17 protein-coding genes are annotated in these 14,665 nt (G+C 37.2%); 7 read left to right on the plus strand and 10 right to left on the minus strand.

Annotated features, from left to right (window positions below; genetic code table 11):
• Window positions 1-3: 3 nt before the first annotated feature.
• The 4 genes from LEP1GSC203_RS02940 to LEP1GSC203_RS02955 are packed head-to-tail and all read right to left on the minus strand — an operon-like array spanning window position 4 to window position 4,000.
• Entirely contained in the window at window positions 4-483 is a 480-nt protein-coding gene (locus tag LEP1GSC203_RS02940) for a DUF4442 domain-containing protein (protein WP_002972768.1), read from the minus strand.
• Entirely contained in the window at window positions 483-1,376 is an 894-nt protein-coding gene (locus LEP1GSC203_RS02945; protein WP_002972315.1) for a DMT family transporter, read from the minus strand. Before LEP1GSC203_RS02945 ends, LEP1GSC203_RS02940 begins: the two co-directional genes overlap by 1 nt.
• Window positions 1,373-2,281: an AEC family transporter gene (locus tag LEP1GSC203_RS02950; RefSeq protein ID WP_002972754.1), complete on the minus strand. Its 909-nt coding sequence runs from the start codon at window positions 2,279-2,281 to the stop codon at window positions 1,373-1,375. The genes LEP1GSC203_RS02945 and LEP1GSC203_RS02950 overlap by 4 nt, the downstream gene beginning before the upstream one ends.
• Window positions 2,282-2,284: 3 nt before the next feature.
• Complete coding sequence (locus LEP1GSC203_RS02955) at window positions 2,285-4,000, minus strand: acyl-CoA dehydrogenase family protein (RefSeq protein ID WP_002972650.1); 1,716 nt, start codon at window positions 3,998-4,000, stop codon at window positions 2,285-2,287.
• 81 nt (window positions 4,001-4,081) lie between these two features.
• On the opposite strand from LEP1GSC203_RS02955, the gene LEP1GSC203_RS02960 reads away from it, so the two are divergent.
• Window positions 4,082-4,804: a hypothetical protein gene (locus tag LEP1GSC203_RS02960; RefSeq protein WP_002972748.1), complete on the plus strand. Its 723-nt coding sequence runs from the start codon at window positions 4,082-4,084 to the stop codon at window positions 4,802-4,804.
• Window positions 4,805-4,983: 179 nt separating this feature from the next.
• Here the strand turns inward: LEP1GSC203_RS02960 and LEP1GSC203_RS02965 are convergent, their stop codons facing one another.
• The 3 genes from LEP1GSC203_RS02965 to LEP1GSC203_RS02975 form a co-directional block, all read right to left on the minus strand.
• Window positions 4,984-5,529, minus strand: a complete 546-nt coding sequence (locus LEP1GSC203_RS02965; protein WP_002972585.1) for a YceI family protein — start codon at window positions 5,527-5,529, stop codon at window positions 4,984-4,986.
• 84 nt (window positions 5,530-5,613) lie between these two features.
• Window positions 5,614-6,660, minus strand: coding sequence for a hypothetical protein (locus LEP1GSC203_RS02970; protein ID WP_002972614.1), 1,047 nt, complete (start codon window positions 6,658-6,660; stop codon window positions 5,614-5,616).
• The gene (locus LEP1GSC203_RS02975; RefSeq protein ID WP_039937030.1) at window positions 6,657-7,394 is read right to left on the minus strand and encodes a SanA/YdcF family protein; all 738 of its coding nucleotides are present in this window, start codon (window positions 7,392-7,394) and stop codon (window positions 6,657-6,659) included. Before LEP1GSC203_RS02975 ends, LEP1GSC203_RS02970 begins: the two co-directional genes overlap by 4 nt.
• Between LEP1GSC203_RS02975 and LEP1GSC203_RS02980 the strand changes: the two genes are divergently transcribed.
• The 6 genes from LEP1GSC203_RS02980 (at window position 7,393) to LEP1GSC203_RS03005 (ending at window position 12,719) form a co-directional block, all read left to right on the plus strand.
• Entirely contained in the window at window positions 7,393-8,406 is a 1,014-nt protein-coding gene (locus tag LEP1GSC203_RS02980; protein ID WP_002972337.1) for a M23 family metallopeptidase, read from the plus strand. The genes LEP1GSC203_RS02975 and LEP1GSC203_RS02980 overlap by 2 nt on opposite strands.
• Window positions 8,407-10,413 carry an NAD-dependent DNA ligase LigA gene (ligA, locus tag LEP1GSC203_RS02985; protein WP_002972427.1) on the plus strand — a complete coding sequence of 669 codons (2,007 nt, stop codon included), beginning with the start codon at window positions 8,407-8,409 and terminating at the stop codon, window positions 10,411-10,413.
• Window positions 10,414-10,583: 170 nt separating this feature from the next.
• Window positions 10,584-11,360, plus strand: a complete 777-nt coding sequence (locus tag LEP1GSC203_RS02990; protein ID WP_002972809.1) for an aminoglycoside 6-adenylyltransferase — start codon at window positions 10,584-10,586, stop codon at window positions 11,358-11,360.
• A gap of 79 nt (window positions 11,361-11,439) precedes the next feature.
• Window positions 11,440-11,784 (plus strand): ArsR/SmtB family transcription factor, encoded by a 345-nt coding sequence (locus LEP1GSC203_RS02995; protein ID WP_002972580.1) that lies wholly within the window; start codon window positions 11,440-11,442, stop codon window positions 11,782-11,784.
• The gene (locus tag LEP1GSC203_RS03000) at window positions 11,771-12,244 is read left to right on the plus strand and encodes an SRPBCC family protein (protein WP_002972906.1); all 474 of its coding nucleotides are present in this window, start codon (window positions 11,771-11,773) and stop codon (window positions 12,242-12,244) included. Before LEP1GSC203_RS02995 ends, LEP1GSC203_RS03000 begins: the two co-directional genes overlap by 14 nt.
• 58 nt (window positions 12,245-12,302) lie before the next feature.
• On the plus strand, window positions 12,303-12,719 hold the full coding sequence (locus LEP1GSC203_RS03005; protein WP_002972802.1) for a GFA family protein: 417 nt from the start codon (window positions 12,303-12,305) through the stop codon (window positions 12,717-12,719).
• Between the two features lie 216 nt (window positions 12,720-12,935).
• Here the strand turns inward: LEP1GSC203_RS03005 and LEP1GSC203_RS03010 are convergent, their stop codons facing one another.
• From LEP1GSC203_RS03010 to LEP1GSC203_RS03025, 3 genes are all read right to left on the minus strand, one after another.
• A complete protein-coding gene (locus LEP1GSC203_RS03010) occupies window positions 12,936-13,403 on the minus strand; it encodes a GNAT family N-acetyltransferase (RefSeq protein ID WP_039937034.1) in 468 nt (155 codons plus the stop codon).
• Between the two features lie 51 nt (window positions 13,404-13,454).
• Complete coding sequence (locus tag LEP1GSC203_RS03015; protein WP_002972419.1) at window positions 13,455-13,844, minus strand: DUF1801 domain-containing protein; 390 nt, start codon at window positions 13,842-13,844, stop codon at window positions 13,455-13,457.
• A gap of 169 nt (window positions 13,845-14,013) precedes the next feature.
• Window positions 14,014-14,619, minus strand: coding sequence for a YceI family protein (locus LEP1GSC203_RS03025; protein ID WP_039937038.1), 606 nt, complete (start codon window positions 14,617-14,619; stop codon window positions 14,014-14,016).
• Window positions 14,620-14,665: the final 46 nt, after the last annotated feature.

Genomic DNA, 14,665 nt, shown 5'->3' on the forward strand with positions numbered 1-14,665 from the left:
TTGTTATCCATTCTGAACGGGGAGCCTACCCCGTTTACGAATGTAAACTGTCTTTTCTAATTTTGCAATGATCTCTCCCTCTTCGTTTTTTACTTCAGTAGTAAATAGATAATCCCCTTTTTTCTTCACTTCAATTTCTTCTTTAATTCTTTGTATTTCGGAATCGGAAATACGAAATTCAGCAATGACCTTACCCATTCCCGGTTTGACAAAGATCATATTCCCTGCTTTATCCCAAACAATATAATCAGATCCCAATTTTTCCAACAGAATTAACATAAAAAATGGATCGCACATAGAATACAAAGATCCACCGAAATGCACGCCCACATAATTTCTGTTATAGAATCGTAAATTCATCTCGGAACGAAAATAAGATAAGTCTGGTGCTATTTCTTTGATACGAATTCCTGCTCCCAAGTAAGGAGGATAAAAGTTGAATAACCAAATTTTAAATCTTTTTTTCCAGGAGATCTTATTCATCAAAGATTTGGTTCCTTTAGTTTCTTTTTCGAATTGATTAAATAAACCGCAAGGATGGCTAACGATCCCCCAATGATAACGGGAATTTGGATCACTTCATCCAAGATCAAAAAACTACTCAAATACGCAGAAAGAGGAACGATGAAAATGAAACTACTCGCAATTTCTGGTCCTAGTCTTGTAGCTGCATAAAAATAAACAGTAGTCCCAAATGTGGTAGAAATCACTGTCAAATAGAAGATAGAGGCCCAAAAATGGAAGCCCATATCCCATACCTTCCAAAAGTTAGGATCATGAAAACAAAATAGAAATTCAATAATCGAACCAACAGCGTAGACATAAAAACTATAGGTAACAGGAGACATGGATTTTCCCGTGGATTGGCTATTGAGAGAAAGTGTGGCCCACACGAAGGAACATAATAAAAAGAATAAATTACCAGATAACAACAAGTAGTCGATACTGATCTTCCATACTTGTAAAATCACAAGCCCACCCATAAATCCAAAAAACAAACCGATCACTTGCCTTTTGGAAATTCTTTTCTTTTGTACTAAAACAACGATAAAAAAAGTAACGATAGGATTGAGAGTTGTGACAAGAACTCCACCCGCACCAGGGAGTCCATTTTTAAGACCCATAAAGAAGAATTGGTTATAAAAAGTATATATGATTCCACCTATAAGAACATTCCAATAGTCCTTTCCTGTTTTCAGTTTAAAAGGAATTCGCATCACAAGAAGAAGCGGAATGACAGAAAGGAAAGTTGCCAAAAATCTCCAGAACACTAAAACAGAAATAGGAACAGTTCCTGCGATCATTTTTCCAATGGGCCAAGAAATCCCCCAAGAGACCATGGCGAGTATGAGTAGAAGTAAAAATTTTAGATTCAAATGTAGTTTCCTTTCAACAAAAAGTGGAGAACGTATGTGGTGCCAAAGGAAATAGGAATTCCAATTCCCAACATAAGGCTTGCTAGATGAGGAGATATATTTTTTTCAATCGTAATCACTGTGGATGTGACCATGGGAGCCATGGCAGATTCCAAAACTATGGTTTGGAACAGTAACGTATCTTCTTTTAAGGGAGAGTAAATCCAATACACAATCAAAGGGGCAAGAACAAGTTTAAACCCCAGTCCCAATGCTAGAACTCTACCGTGACCTGCGATGGTTCTCATATCCAACATAAACCCTACGGATACGAGTGCTAGTGGAGTCAGAGTATCACCCAAACGAAGTAACACCAGTTTTAAGGCTTCAGGATATGGAAATTGGCGAGTGATGATGGCAACAAACAATGCGTAGATTGGTGCAAATCCAAGTACTCGTCTTAATAGTGTGGAAAAATCCCATCTTCCATCCATTGCCAGGGAAGCCAAAATGATACCAGGAAAACTTAAAACCATAAAGGTTCCCAATTGGTCCGCTAAAATTCCATAACCCAAAGATTCTTTGCCTAAATAGGTTTCGAGTAGAGGAAACCCAACAAAAGAGGTATTGCCAAGCCCGGCCGTTAAGACCAAACAGACAGCAGTATGGAAAGTTAAAACCTTTAGTTTGTACAAACTAAGAAAGAACACCAAGGCAATACCAAATACAAGCCATGGCATGGAAGAAGGCAAAAGAGAGGTAACATCCACTTTTAATTCATGAACATGATATAAAACAAGAGAAGGTAAAGAAATAAAGAGAATAAACCCATTCAACACTTTCGGAGTGGATTCTGGAAACTGGGGCAATCTTCGAAAAAATAACCCAAGTCCAAAACAAATTCCTAACAGTAAAAAATTCTCCATATTCTAAAAAGAAAGAAAGGTCTCTATGGCCTTAGGATCAAAAAACACACCATCCTTTTGTCTCGGTGCTTCGAGGCCATCACGGACCATCTCTGCATATCCATTGGCAAAATAAAGATACTTTGTTTGTAATTTCCTTTCGCTATCATGTGCTGCTTGTTCCATAAATTCTGCAAGTAAAAACACTTGGTAGGTGACATCGGCGATGTAAACACGATTCATATCTTTCCAATCTTTAGGTTGGTTTTTGATACAATCTTCCAATTCTTTTCGTTTGGATTGGAAAACTGTGAATGCATTGTTTAATTCAGGAACGTTAGTTGCCGACTTTGTTAATTCATCTAATAAAGATTGGAAAGCCGTATATACTTTTGGTTTTTGTAAGGCATGCAAACAATGATCGGTAATGATGAGATGGGTTCCTTCCCAAGTTTCATTAATGATGGAATCATTATGAAGGCGTGGGAGTGGAGAAAAGTCCCCTATGATTCCGTTCCCACCAAGTGTGAGGATTGCTTTTTGTGTGATGTAACTTGCTTGGGAAGAAGATTTATACTTCATAAGTGGAACTGTAATTTCTGCGGCATCATCACCCTTCTCGGATAAATTTGCAGATCTAAAGTTTACAAAACAATTTCCCGTTTGCAAAATTTGCATTTCCGCTAATGTCTTTGTAAAGGAAGGAAATTCTAAAATCTTTTTTCCATAGGCAGTTCGAAACTTTGCATACTCAGATGCCTCCATCACAGAACGTCTTGCATTGCCACTGGAACCAAGTCCTACATGCAAACGAGAGGTTTTGATAATGTAACGAATGAGATTCACGAGTCCATGACCGGGACGACCAAACTCTTCTGCTTCCACTCGGTCATAGATAATTTCTACAGTGAGTTTTCCGCGAGAACCAATGATGTCTTTTTTACGTAAAATATGGTGTCCGTTGAGTTCTCCATTTTCTTTGATCCTTGGAACAAGAAACATACCCACAGTATTCGTTCCTTCCATCTTTGCGGTGGTAACCCAAAGGTCACCGGGGTTAGAACAAAACCATTTTTCACCAGTTAACTCCCATTTGCCGTTCGGAAGTTTTTTGGCAATGGTGCGGTTGGCTGAAACATTACTTCCCCCCACTCTTTCTGTTACATATTGACCGGCCATAAAATGAGAAGAACTTCCCTTTCCTGCAACCAGCGGTAGGTATTTTTTCTTTTGTTCCTCAGTTCCAATTTTTTTAAGTGCTAAAATAATTCCGTCTGTCATTGCCAACGGACAAGCAACTCCACCCTCACCATTCATATTCATCAAATAGGTTAGCGCATAACGGTGGATATGTGTAAAATCGAATTTCCATTCTGGATGGAAGTCTAAATTCACCACTCCATGGTCATAAGAAATTTTTCGGGCTAATTTTTGTTCTTCTGAGTATTTAATAAAATCGATTCGTTTGCCTGTTCTGTCATATTTAACAACTTCACCGTATTTTCCTTCTTTGTGGCACTCTTCCGTGAGTTCATCCAAAATTCCACCCACGATTTCCCCATACTTACGGATATGTTCTTCCATCGCCTTTTTATGTTCTGGCGTATAGTTTTCTGAATAACGGTGAACCATCCTTTGTAAGGCGGGGTCCATTTCGTAAAAGTTTTTTCCTCGAACTCCTTTGTATTCGGAAATATCGAAAGGTTGTAAGGAAGGATGTTCAGAAATATGGTGGCTCATTCTTCCAGTTCAAAAAAAGGAATAGGATTCACTAGCAAAAAAGTCGCCCAAGTTTGAAATTGGTTCTAGAGTCGATTCTTTATGGTCCAAAGAGTGGAAATCAAAAAATCAAAACAAATTCTGCACGATGTGATCTTTGAACTGCAGAATGTTTCTGAGTCGATGCAATGGTTTTTGTCTTATGACAGGCTTTCTGAACTTTTAGAAATTAGAAAAGAAGAATGCCTTCGCAAAGTTTACCAATTCAAATCAGCAAAACCTCAAATGACACTTTCTGGCGGTTTCCATGAAGTCGATGGTGACTTACTTGTCGACTTTCTCGCTTGGATTTTGGAATTGGATGAAGTCGCAGAAGACTTCTTAAAAGGTGGAATCTTTTTTAGTGAACGTCCGTTATTTGAACTTCGCGAATCTTACAAATCCCTCATCCAAAAAACCGTCGCAAACCACAAACTCGACCATGAGCTAATTTTACTTTTAACAGCAGCCACTGTGGACTTTGATGATGCCATTGATTCTTATTTGATGGATAAATTCGAAATTGATTTTTTTGTAAGAAGGTCCATTCACCAATTTTTAGAAAAATTCCAAATCCATCCAGAATTTGGTGCTGAAGAATTTTTATATGAATACTTAAAAAGTCTGATCCCTACAAAGATACTCAACTTTCGGGACATCACTCGTGAATTTAGAGATAGAACCTATTACGAGTTATATGGTAGGTTTCGAGAGACAAAAAAGAAGAAAAAAAAAGATCGTAAAAACTGTTTCTATCGAACTGAAAGACCTTCTCGCCTTCTTTGATTTAGAACCTGGCGCAGGTATCAACGACGTAAAAAAGAAATTTAAAGAACTCTTAAAAAAATATCATCCAGACATCAATAAAAAAGGTGAGGAGATGACAAAACGAATCATTCTTAAATACAATCGTCTTGTCGAACTTCTAGGAACCTAAACTCAACTTACATTCCCTTTACTCTCAATTATTTCAGTTTGATTTGAAAATGATATTTGATTTGAATTTCATCCTTTGCTTTCATAAAAAGTAATGAAGGATTTTCTAATTCATATTCAGAAAATTTTACATTTAAAGATCCATCAACGTTGATTAATTTTGAATCTTCTGGACTAACTACGGACTCGGTAATAAATTCTTTTGTGTTTCCATGAATGGTTAATTTTCCTTGAATCGTATAAGTTCTATCCTTTAAAACATTCACCGATTCAATTTTAACAATGATATTTGGTGTATCCGGATACCCTAGTATTTCTTGAATGTGTGAATCACGATTACTGTCTCCGGAAGAAATCTTTACTAGTGGAATTGTGATTAAAAAAGGAGACTTTAATTTGAATTGATTTCCTGAGGATTGGATATTTGGTTCTTCTAATCGAATTTCGCCACAAACACCTTTTACATTTTTGGTTGTATGTTCAACATAAAACTCTATACTTTTTTGAGTCACTTCTGCTGGAAAAATATTCACTCCCAATACTAACAGAGCCAAATAAATAATGTTCTTTTTCATTAATTCAAACCTATCCTATAACTATAAAAAGTAATCACAAGCAAAGCAATGGACATAGGACCAATATTTATTGTTAAATAAAATCTACTGTAAATAAATAATCCTTCCATCCCATTTATAAAACAGAGGATAGAGAGTAATCATCACGGGAGATAAAAACATAAGACCAATGAATAAATACTTTTCGAAAAATTTAGAATGTTTCCAAAATTCTAGTGAATACAATACGAATACAGGAGTTGAAAGAATCGCAAACACACGATTGGTATCATAGGTTAACATCGAAATTAGATAACAAAACAAAAGAACAAAAACAGATACAGGCCTTTTATACATTAGAAAAAGCACAAATGGCCAGAGCCCATGAAATAACCCAATTGTCCCAAGAATCGGTTCAGAAATATTCATACGAATGAACTCTTCTCCAAACATATTAGAAAAAACTGAAACGCGAGTTTGGTTCCAAACTACATCAGTAGTTGAAAAAAGAAATAAGAGAAAAATACTATATAACAATGCCGAGGTGAGAGAAGGATAAAGCAATAATTTCCATCGGGTTTTATCTTCCAAAAACAAAACCATTCCCACGATAGAAACCAAAACAATAAACTGAAAACAATGATTAGAAAATCCTAAAAACAGAATCAATGTTAATAAAATCCATTTCCAATGATAAACAATCGGACTTAAAAAAAGAATAATATAAAAGCTAATGAGTAAAAAAGTAATTGGATCTGAAAAACCAATCCATGTTTTAAAAATTAAAAAAAGTGGACTTGAAGCAAGTAAAACTCCCAAACCCAATCCCAAAAACCAATGGTAACGGTAAGTGACAAAACAAACGATAGATACACCAGAAACAATATTTACAAAATCTAATATAGAAACAATATCCTCTGGACTAGACACAAGTCCAGTTGCCCAGAGAAAAAAAGGTGTAAACCATTGGTCCCATGGTGTATTTGCGGAAATAGGATTTAAACTTAATAGATAAAAACCAGAATTATAAACCTTAGCTTCAAAGGAGGAAACAAATAATTCTTTCGGTAACCATTTAAATATAAATATAGAAAATCCAATAGAAATCAAAACCAAAAACTTCGAATAGTTTTCTGCGACAACTAACTTCATTTATGTGATGAAATAGGAATAGAACCTTTCCAAGTAGACACTCCGCTCCCTTCGATAGGATATGGTTTGCCTAAATATTTAGGAGGTGTATCCCATTGGATGTCCCACCAAGCAAGAATTCTTGCTGGATATTCGCGAAATCCATAATACATTTCTTTTTTATAAGTTCGTAAATTGCATTCGTAACCGTATAACTCAAGTTCCAACTCTCTTCCTAAATAAATGGCTCTAGGCAAAAAGAAAGATTGGCTTACAAAAATTGCTTTTTTCACAAGGAAAACTTCTTTGGCACGAATGAGAGTGTCTAGAGTTCGAAATCCCGCATGGTCCACAAAAATATCTTCTGGTTTTACCTTGTGGTTTAACATAAATTCCAACATAGGTCGGAGTTCGTTGTAATCGGATTTACCATTGTCTCCAGAAAGTAAGATTTTTTTCACTCTTCCTGTGTTGTATAAATCTAACCCACAAGCCAGTCGGTCCATAAGAATGGGTGAAGGTGTTTTTCCATAAACGGCAGCACCAGGAACAATCGCCACTTCTGCTTCAGGGATTTCCATTAGTTCCTTGGAATGGACTGAGGTTTGGTATACATACCAAAATCGTAAATTCGTTGCCAATGTGACAAAAACCAGAATTCCCAAAACGAAGGCAATCCCAAGAAACAGGGATTTCCACTTGACCCTTGAGAGGAATCGGAACGTTATATTTATGTAGGACACGCGGTTCGTCATGAAGAAGAAAATTAAAGAGATTACGTCTGTTTTTTCACAGGACAATCCGAAAATCAAGAAACAGATTGATAAGGTGAAAGAAAAAGGTCACCAACGGATGACCATTCTTGTCATTCCTCATGGATATGATAGTTCTTTCCACTTCCAAATTTCTCATTTTACCATTCTATTCTTTTTAGCACTGACCGTTGGGCTTCTTAGCCTTGCCATCTTTGGAATTGTTCGTTCCAGTAACACCCAAACGCAAATCAACCAACTCTCGAAAATTTACGGAACTTATTTCGATACTTACATCACTCATGCAAGCCAACTGGAAGAGATGAAAGAGGAGTATTCCAAACTCAATGAAAACATGTTAGAACTCTTTACATTGATCGATGGAAGCGATGATGAACTTCTAAAAATTCCTACAGAGGATTGGATCGATTCTTCTGCAGTGGATTCACTCCAAAAAGAAGAAAAAGAAGATAAACAATTGGATGTGGGCCGTAAGTATTTAAGCGAAATCTACGACCTTCGCCAATTAAAACACCGAATGGACAATTACCAACGTTTGGTGGAAGCGAATTACCAATTTTTATACCAAAGGTCAGATATTTTATCTCGTTCTCCTCTTTTTAATCCTATGTATTCCTACAATTTAACTTCTCCCTTTGGTATGAGAAAGTCACCTACCACTGGTTATTGGGAATACCACGACGGATTGGATATGGCAAATGCAACGGGCACTCCCATTTATGCCTCAGCACCTGGTCGAGTTGTGCGAGTCACCTATTCCAATGTTGGGTATGGCCACCATGTCATCATCCAACACGACTTCGGCTTTAGTACGTTATACGGTCACTGTTCACGAATTTACGTAAGAAACGGACAAGAAGTCAAAGCTGGCGAACAAATTGCTGAAGTGGGTGCTACTGGAAACGTAACAGGGCCTCACTTGCATTACGAAATTTTTATTTCCGAAGAAGGAAAAACGGATCCGGAACAATACATGCAAGCGGGAGTTTACTGATTGCCTAAGAAAGAAAATCCTGCCAAACGAATCGCAGAAATTCGCAAAGAGATTCAAAAACACAACGATCTTTATTATAAAGACAATACTCCTAAAATCTCTGACAAAGAGTTTGATCTTTTAGTCAAAGAATTACAATCTCTTGAAAAGTCTAACCCAGAATTGGTGGTAGATTCTTCCCCTAGTTTACAAGTGGGATCAGATCTTTCCCCACAATTCAGCAAATTCAAACACAAAGTTCCTGTTTTATCTTTAGAAAATACTTACAATGAAACTGAACTTTCGGAATGGTTAGAAAAAACAGGACAGGAAGAACTTTATTCTTTAGAATGGAAAATCGATGGCGCCTCCATCTTGTTATATTATGAAAATGGAAAACTTGCACACTGTGTGACCAGAGGATCTGGCGGCATAGGTGACGTAGTAACCGAAAATGTCAAAACCATAGAAACTATCCCACAAACTTTATCGGAACCATTGAATTTATCCGTTCGTGGGGAAATCTTTATGACTTTCGATGACTTTGAAGAGTTCAATGAAGAATACGGTGGAAAGTTTGCCAATCCCAGAAATTTAGCAGCAGGATCGATCAAACAAAAAGATCCAAATGACGTCGCCAAACGCCCGCTAAGAATCTATGTATACGATGTATATTTTTCCTCTTCAAGAAAAGGAATTAACAAACACAAAGACATCTTATCCTTATTAAAAAAAGAAATGTTTCCACTAGCTCCTGACACGGAGATTATCAAAGGACAAAATCTAATCAAAGAAATTGAATCCTTCCGAAAGAAAAAAGACAAAATGCCTTTTCCCGTGGATGGACTTGTCATTAAACTGGATGACCTCAACCTTCGCGAAAATTTGGGGGAAACAAGCCAGTCACCACGTTGGGCCCGAGCCTTCAAATTTGATGCCCTGCTCAAAGAAACCACAATCGAAGAAATTGATTTTGCCATTGGCAGGACAGGAAAAATCACACCTAGAGCCAAAGTCACACCGATCTCCCTTGCTGGAACCACTGTCACTTACGCCACCTTACACAACCAAGACTATATCGACCAACTGGGTGCAGGAATTGGTGCCAAAGTTCTTATTTCCAAACGGGGAGAGATCATTCCTGCTGTAGAAAAAGTAACAGTTCCCCCCAAGTTTGTTTTTGTATTACCGAAAGAATGTCCGTCTTGTAAAACCAAACTCACCAAGGTAGACGACTCGGTAGATTTTTTCTGCACCAATCGCAACTGCCCCGAACGAAAATTAAACCAACTCATATTCTTTTGTTCCAAAAAACAAATGAACATCGAAGGCCTCGGCGAAAAACAAATCCAAGTTTTTTTTGAAAAAGGTTGGGTCAAAGACATTTCTGATTTATATACATTAGAAAAATACAAATCAACCATACTCGAGTTAGATGGTTTTGGAGAAAAATCTGTAAAAATCATTTTCGATGCCATAGAAAAATCAAAAGAAAAAGATTTTCGGTTCACACTTCCTTCCATTGGTCTAAATGAAGTAGGCCCCAAGGTTACAGAAATTCTCATTGAACACGGGTTTGATTCTTGGGAGAAACTTCTCACTCTTTCCAAATCCAAAAATGCGGAAGAAGAACTCACTTCCATCCACGGAATTGGCCCAAGAACTATAGAAGCTTTACTCAATCACCTAAAAGATAAAGAAACACTCAAACTAGTCAAAACTCTGATCAAACTAGGTCTAAAATTCCAAGCTGACGAAACCGAAAAAAGCGACATACAACCGTTTGTTGGCCAAAGTTGGTGTGTGACAGGAAGTTTTGAAAACTTCCAACCCCGTGACATCGCTATGTACCTTATCACCAAACACGGAGGAAAAAAAGTTTCGGGTGTATCCTCCAAAACCACCCACCTGCTCTACGGCCCTGGTGCAGGCTCCAAATTAGAAAAAGCTACAGAACTCGGAGTGACTTTGGTTTCGGAAAAAGAATTCCTTAGTCTCTTGAAAAAAGAAGGAATCCCTTTGCCGTAAATTGGAGATAGGCTTCTTCCCATCGAATTATGGAAGTTTAACGTTATTTGTTTAAACAACAGAGGTTGAAATGCATTTGACTAAAATTAATATTTCTTTATTAAGTAAATATATAATTTAATCTTTAGTCGCCTAACTTTAGCTAAAAAAGATACGAAAAATTATCCTCTATGAACATCTTTGAAGCCTACCTTGAAAACTTAATCAAAAGAGTGAAATTGGATTCACGATTCATTGCTGTATGCACAGCGGGATCTTCCATTACCAATGAACTAGACAAATTCTCAGATTTAGACATTGTTTTAATTACAGAAAATCATGTGACGTTTTCACCAGAAGAAATGAAACAATTTGCAGATCAAATCGGAAATCTACTTGTTGGTTTTACAGGCGAACACGTGGGTGAAAATCGATTGCTCATCTGTTTATACAATTCCCCTCTACTCCATGTAGATCTCAAATTTATACAAATCCAAGATTTCAGAAATCGAGTAGAAAATCCAAAAGTGATTTTCGATCGATTCCACAAAATCCCCGAACTATACCAAAACACCGAAGCGGTTTGGCCAAATCTAAACTTTCAATGGATGGAAGATCGATTCTGGGTTTGGATTCATTATGCGGCCACAAAACTGGGAAGAGGCGAATACTTTGAAGCCATCGATTTTCTTTCCTTTTTAAGAGGGAATGTCCTCGGTCCTATGTTTCATTTAAAATATGAAAAGAATCCGAGAGGAGTTCGGAAATTGGAATTTCTTTTGTCAGAAATGGATTTAAACAATTTAAAAAGAACTTTGCCTATTTATGATTTTGACTCTATCTTTGAATCCATTTTGGCTTCGGTTCAACTTTACTGTGAACTGAGAGATTCATTGGCCATTGATCTGAAAAAACACGAAATCGCGCAAAGAGAAAGTGTAACCTACCTAAAAAGCCTAAAACAATGATCTGCTTTATTTAAAACTAAATCCATAAATCATCAAATCATACTTGACATGCAGGTATTTACCTGCATAATAATCTTGTATGTCGAAAGAAATCGAAGGTGCTGATCTGGTGTTCAAAGCACTAGCGGATCCGAGTCGCAGAAAAGTACTCGATCTCCTCTATCTTGAGAATGGCCAAACGTTATCTGCCCTTTGTGAACAACTCGATATGCAAAGGCAATCGGCAACACAACACATAGACATTTTGATCAAAGCCAACTTGGTAACAGTTGTTTGGAGAGGAAGAGAGAAACTTCACTTTATTAATCCAGTGCCAATTCATGAAGTCTATGAACGTTGGGTTCGAAAATTTGAAACCAATCGCTTAGGGTTTTTATACGACCTGAAAGTGCAACTTGAAGGAGAAAACGATGGAAAAAAATAGTTTCGTCTATGTCACGTATATACTTACCACACCGGAAAAAGTTTGGAATGCAATCATTGATCCGGAAATCACAAGTCAATATTGGCTTGATCCATTAGCAAAGAACCCGGCACACATCAATGTTTCCGATTGGAAGCCAGGTTCCCTATGGAAACATGAAAAGTTGGATGATGCCAAAACAGTGGATATCATCGGTAAGGTTATAGAAAGTTCACCTCCGCATCGTTTGGTGCTTACTTGGGCTCGTCCCAAGGAAATGGATGAGGAATCAAAACATGCTCGAGTTACATTTGACATTGAACCTTATGCTAATGGACTCGTTCGTTTGGTAGTCACACACGAAGATCTAGATCCACAAATGTTAGCTGGAATTTCCTCAGGTTGGCCGAGTGTTCTATCAAATCTCAAAACATTTTTAGAATCAGGTCGCCCATTAGCGGGACACATTGTTAGTGTTTAGTTATACAAAATAACATACATTATGTGATTTTTTATCAATGAAGGAACGGAGAAACTATATGAATTTACCTTATACTGGCGGATGTGCTTGCGGTGCCATTCGTTACCATATTTCAGATGAACCAATCTTTATGAATGACTGCCAATGCAAAGATTGTCAAAAAATGAGCGGAACGGGACATGGATCTTACTTAACTTTTCCCTCACGTACACAAGTAAAACTCGAAGGAGAGGCTACCCATTTTGATAGGATTGGAGACAGCGGCAATACCAAAACAAATAGCTTTTGCCCAAAATGTGGCTCGCCTGTCTATATGACGTTTGCTGGTATGCCAAAACTCTTTACAATACACGCCACAAGTTTGGATGATCCTGGCCGATACAAACCACAAGCGGTAACATACTCTCTTCGAGGATTTCCTTGGGACCACCTCGATCCGGCTTTACCTAAATTTGAAACAATGCCAAAAACCTAACATGATTTGGGGCGCCTCGAATTGATTCTTAAACAAATCCATCATCCTGAAACGACCGCGCTATCCGCTTCAATCTTTCCCGATGGTTTCTTGGTTGTATGATGATTGATTTCGGGAAAGGATTTCCGCTACTATCGCTGGCGCAGGATCTAATTCTTAAATATAATTTGATTCAAATTATAAAAATAATCCTATTTTATTATTTATAATCAAATTCTAACCTAACGGATAATAGAAGTGAACCACACTTTCCCCAGTGGCTCCCGTAGATCGGTAAAAATCGAGTGCGTAGTCGTCTACCAAATCAGCTTGAACGAAAACTTCCTCGGCACCCCAATCTTTACAATAGGCGTTGATACTTTGGATGAGTGATTTTCCAATTCCTTGGCGTTGGTATGGGGTGAGCACAGCTAAATCATAGATATATACTAGCGGTTTTTCTGAGTAATATTGACGAAGGGTGTAGGAAGTCAAACCTCCAATCACATGGTTGTTTAATACAGATACAAATACAAAAAAATCATCCCTCTCCAAAAGTGTTTGTAGATAGTTAGAGTTTGGAATTTGAAAATTTTTCATTTCAAATACATCTTCAAAAACTCGAATGAGTTCAATGAATTGATCCAAATCACTGGCACTAAGTTTTTTAATTTCCAAGTCTTTCCTGTTCGTACTTTCTAACATATTCTAATAGGTTAATCTCTTAAAAATGATTTGAGGAAAACGGGAATCGTTTTATTTTAATCGCTCGAGGACACCTTTTCGTTTCACAATATTTTTATAGTCCCATTGGATTTTCTTTGCTTGGCCGAGCCAACGTTTCAATTCTTTTTTATTGATTTGACTTACATCTGTATAACGTGCTTCTGCTGCTTTGAAACTTCCTTCCGGCTCTAATCCTTTGACTTCAAAAGATTGCCCACTCCAAAAGAGAAGACGAATACAACTCTTTAGTTTGCTGTATCCAACAATCGGATTTCCCTCTAAAAACCAAACAGGATGTGCATGCCATATTTTCTTTTCCGCTTTCGCGAGAGTTAAATTAATTTCTTCATAAAGAAGATTACAAATTTCTCTATCCACTGGGGATTGGGATTGATTGTATTTTTGAATCTCTTGACTCACTACTTTCTCCTCACCGTTGTTTTCAATACAGGTTTAGATTATATCAAGGATATAAAGCAAAACCTGTATCTTAATTCGAAATTAAATTCTTGGATTATAGAATTTCAACTTCCAAAAACAATAAAACCGCTACTGAAAATTTCCCAGTTTGCGGTGGAAAAATCTCAAATTATTTGCAAATTTTCTTTAAGGTAGATACAACTTTCACATCGACTGTAGGCCAAAGTTTACTGACTCCATCTGAACCTTTATGTAAGTCATTACATTCTGCATTTAACTTACCAAGTCCTGATTGTAAACCTAGTGTAACTACATCCACAGTTCCAGTCACTTCGACAACATCCTCTTTCCAAACAAAGTTCACAGGAACGGAAGTTTTAGAGTTACCAAATCGTAAATTTAGTTTTGCTGTTCCCGTTTCTCCAGCGGTGATATCGGTAAAAGATCCTGCGATTTTTTTATTCCCTTTTACGGAACCGAAAAAGAATTTTTTAATTTTTCCATCTCGGTCAGGAACACCCGAGTTGACTGAAGAAGAATCGATTTGGAATTGCAAAGACTTTACTGCACCAAACTTTGATTTGTCTTTTTGTTTGCCAACGACTTTGATTGAGTCGAATTTACCTTTAACACCTGTTTTCTCAGTAAATTTGAACGCTGTCCACTCTAATGAGGTTTGCGATGAGTCGTATTCGTAAGTGCAATTTTCTTCTGCAGTCAAATGTGCTGCGGCGCTGAGTGTGATTAGTACCAAAATCGAATGAATAATTTTCATAGAAACCTCTACTAGAAAATAGAAAATGTAGAACTAGGTTTTGTCA

Origin of the sequence: Leptospira terpstrae serovar Hualin str. LT 11-33 = ATCC 700639, assembly GCF_000332495.1 — a bacterium.
In the GTDB taxonomy this organism is placed as follows: Bacteria; Spirochaetota; Leptospiria; order Leptospirales; family Leptospiraceae; genus Leptospira_A; species Leptospira_A terpstrae.

Bases quoted from the DNA above. Each gene is read 5' to 3' on its own strand.
- LEP1GSC203_RS03025 (WP_039937038.1), bottom strand. From the start codon at position 14,619: ATGAAAATTATTCATTCGATTTTGGTACTAATCACACTCAGCGCCGCA.
- LEP1GSC203_RS02995 (WP_002972580.1), top strand. From the start codon at position 11,440: ATGTCGAAAGAAATCGAAGGTGCTGATCTGGTGTTCAAAGCACTAGCG.
- LEP1GSC203_RS02940 (WP_002972768.1), bottom strand. From the start codon at position 483: ATGAATAAGATCTCCTGGAAAAAAAGATTTAAAATTTGGTTATTCAAC.
- LEP1GSC203_RS02960 (WP_002972748.1), top strand. From the start codon at position 4,082: ATGGTCCAAAGAGTGGAAATCAAAAAATCAAAACAAATTCTGCACGAT.
- LEP1GSC203_RS02950 (WP_002972754.1), bottom strand. From the start codon at position 2,281: ATGGAGAATTTTTTACTGTTAGGAATTTGTTTTGGACTTGGGTTATTT.
- LEP1GSC203_RS03000 (WP_002972906.1), top strand. From the start codon at position 11,771: ATGGAAAAAAATAGTTTCGTCTATGTCACGTATATACTTACCACACCG.
- LEP1GSC203_RS02980 (WP_002972337.1), top strand. From the start codon at position 7,393: ATGAAGAAGAAAATTAAAGAGATTACGTCTGTTTTTTCACAGGACAAT.
- LEP1GSC203_RS03005 (WP_002972802.1), top strand. From the start codon at position 12,303: ATGAATTTACCTTATACTGGCGGATGTGCTTGCGGTGCCATTCGTTAC.
- LEP1GSC203_RS02965 (WP_002972585.1), bottom strand. From the start codon at position 5,529: ATGAAAAAGAACATTATTTATTTGGCTCTGTTAGTATTGGGAGTGAAT.
- LEP1GSC203_RS02970 (WP_002972614.1), bottom strand. From the start codon at position 6,660: ATGAAGTTAGTTGTCGCAGAAAACTATTCGAAGTTTTTGGTTTTGATT.
- LEP1GSC203_RS02990 (WP_002972809.1), top strand. From the start codon at position 10,584: ATGAACATCTTTGAAGCCTACCTTGAAAACTTAATCAAAAGAGTGAAA.
- LEP1GSC203_RS02955 (WP_002972650.1), bottom strand. From the start codon at position 4,000: ATGAGCCACCATATTTCTGAACATCCTTCCTTACAACCTTTCGATATT.
- LEP1GSC203_RS02975 (WP_039937030.1), bottom strand. From the start codon at position 7,394: ATGACGAACCGCGTGTCCTACATAAATATAACGTTCCGATTCCTCTCA.
- LEP1GSC203_RS03010 (WP_039937034.1), bottom strand. From the start codon at position 13,403: ATGTTAGAAAGTACGAACAGGAAAGACTTGGAAATTAAAAAACTTAGT.